Origin of the sequence: Bradyrhizobium sp. (assembly GCF_049581145.1) — a bacterium.
In the GTDB taxonomy this organism is placed as follows: domain Bacteria; phylum Pseudomonadota; class Alphaproteobacteria; order Rhizobiales; family Xanthobacteraceae; genus Bradyrhizobium.
On record NZ_JBAURI010000216.1, the window covers coordinates 1 to 1,957 of the forward strand.

The window sequence follows — 1,957 nt, forward strand, 5'->3', positions numbered from 1 at the left end:
CTGACGCTTTCGCCCGGGCGTGGTTCAAGCTCACCCACCGCGACATGGGGCCGATCCAGCGTTATCTCGGCCCGCTCGTGCCGAAAGAGACGCTGATCTGGCAGGACCCGATTCCGGCCGCAAACCATCCGCTCGTCAGCGAAAAGGATATCGCGGACCTCAAGGCGAAAATCCTCGCTTCCGGCCTCACCGTCTCCGAACTTGTCTCGACCGCATGGGCGTCGGCGTCGACGTTCCGCGGCTCCGACAAGCGCGGCGGCGCGAATGGGGCGCGCATTCGCTTGAGCCCCCAGAAGGATTGGGAGATCAACCACCCGGCGCAACTGGCCAAGGTTCTTCAGAAGCTCGAAGCGATCCAGAAGGAGTTCAACGCCTCGGCCGCAGGCGGCAAGAAAGTCTCGCTCGCCGATCTCATCGTTCTCGGCGGCGGCGCGGCGATCGAGAAAGCCGCGAAGGCCGGGGGGCTCGACGTGAAGGTTCCCTTCACGCCGGGGCGCATGGACGCGTCGCAAGAGCAAACCGACGCGCATTCCTTCGCGCCGCTCGAGCCGTATGCTGACGGCTTCCGCAACTACTACCGCAGCAGCGACATCATGGCGCCGGAAGAAGCGTTGGTGGACAAGGCGCAATTGCTGACCTTGACTGCGCCCGAGATGACGGTTCTCGTCGGCGGCCTGCGCGTGCTCGGCGCGACCGCCGGCGCATCCGCGCACGGCGTCTTCACCAAGAAGCCCGGGACGCTGACCAACGACTTCTTCGTCAACCTGCTCGACATGAGCACGGAGTGGAAGCCGGCGCAGGGCAAAGAGGGCGTGTACGAGGGGCGCGACCGGAAGACCGGAGCGCCGACATGGACCGCCACCCGCGTCGACCTCATCTTCGGCTCGCACTCCGTGCTGAGGGCGCTTGCGGAGGTCTATGCGACCGCAGACTCGAAGGAGAAGTTCGTCAAGGACTTCGTGAAGGCTTGGGCGAAGGTGATGAATCTCGATCGCTACGATCTCGTCACCCGCGAGGAGCCCGCAAGGATGGCGGCTGAGTATGGCGCAGTAGGCGCCGCCTCTTCGCACAAGCAGGCCGCGCGGGCGATGTCTCGCGCGGTCTTTTTTGCGTATCTGCGCGAGCGCGGCAAACGACACTCGAATTGACTTGTCCTGCTGGATGCCCGCCATCGCGGGCATGACAAAAAGCACGACGCGCCACCCCCGCGAAAGCGGGGGTTCCAGCCTCCGGACGGCGCCGGCGTGCGGCATTACCTGGAGATCTCTTCGAGCGCCAGATTGGTCGTGCGCGGCCCGAAGATGCCGATCGTCGCCATCACGACGCCCATCGCCGCGGCGATGAAGACGAAGACGCCGAACGCGCCGGAAGCGTTCAGGATGAAGGCGATGATAAAGGACGAGAAGATCACCGAGAGCCGGCTCCACGAGTAGACGAAACCCGCGGCGCGGGCGCGGATGCCGGTCGGAAACAGCTCCTGCTGGTAGGCGTGGAAGCTGAACGACATGATGTTGGCGCTAAGCGTCAGCGCGACTCCCATCGCGATGATGAGCGCCGAATCGCGCGTTTGCCCGAAAATGAGGCCGCAGACAAGAATGGCCGCCGCCGATGCGACGATGATCCATTTGCGCTCGAGGCGGTCGCCGAGGAAGAATCCGAGCAGCGGTCCGAGCGGCGCCGCAAGCGCGATCACCGTTGTATAGCCGAGGCTGGTCGAGACCGTGATCCCCTGCTTGACGAGCAGCGAGGGCACCCAATTGTTGAAGCCGTAAAAGCCGATGGTCTGAAAGATGTTGAAGACGCTCATCAGGATCACCCGGCTGCGAATGCCTGGGATCCAGAGGTCGAGGAAGCGGCTCGCCGGCGACACCGGCTCCTCGGGGCCGGGCGGCGGCAGCGGCCGGCCATACTCCGCCTCGACCTTGGCCTCTATGCCGCTCAAGACGCGGTCCGCCTC

The 1,957-nt window shown here is 64.8% G+C and carries 2 protein-coding genes; one reads left to right on the forward strand and one right to left on the reverse strand.

Going from position 1 to position 1,957, the window contains the following annotated elements; genetic code table 11:
• Positions 1 to 1,148: peroxidase family protein (locus WCB02_RS07220; protein WP_423957147.1), on the forward strand; the 1,148-nt coding region annotated here is incomplete at its 5' end.
• Positions 1,149 to 1,252: 104 nt separating this feature from the next.
• On the opposite strand, the gene WCB02_RS07225 is transcribed toward WCB02_RS07220, so the two are convergent.
• Positions 1,253 to 1,957 (reverse strand): MFS transporter (locus WCB02_RS07225; protein ID WP_423957148.1); only part of this gene is annotated, 705 nt, incomplete at its 5' end.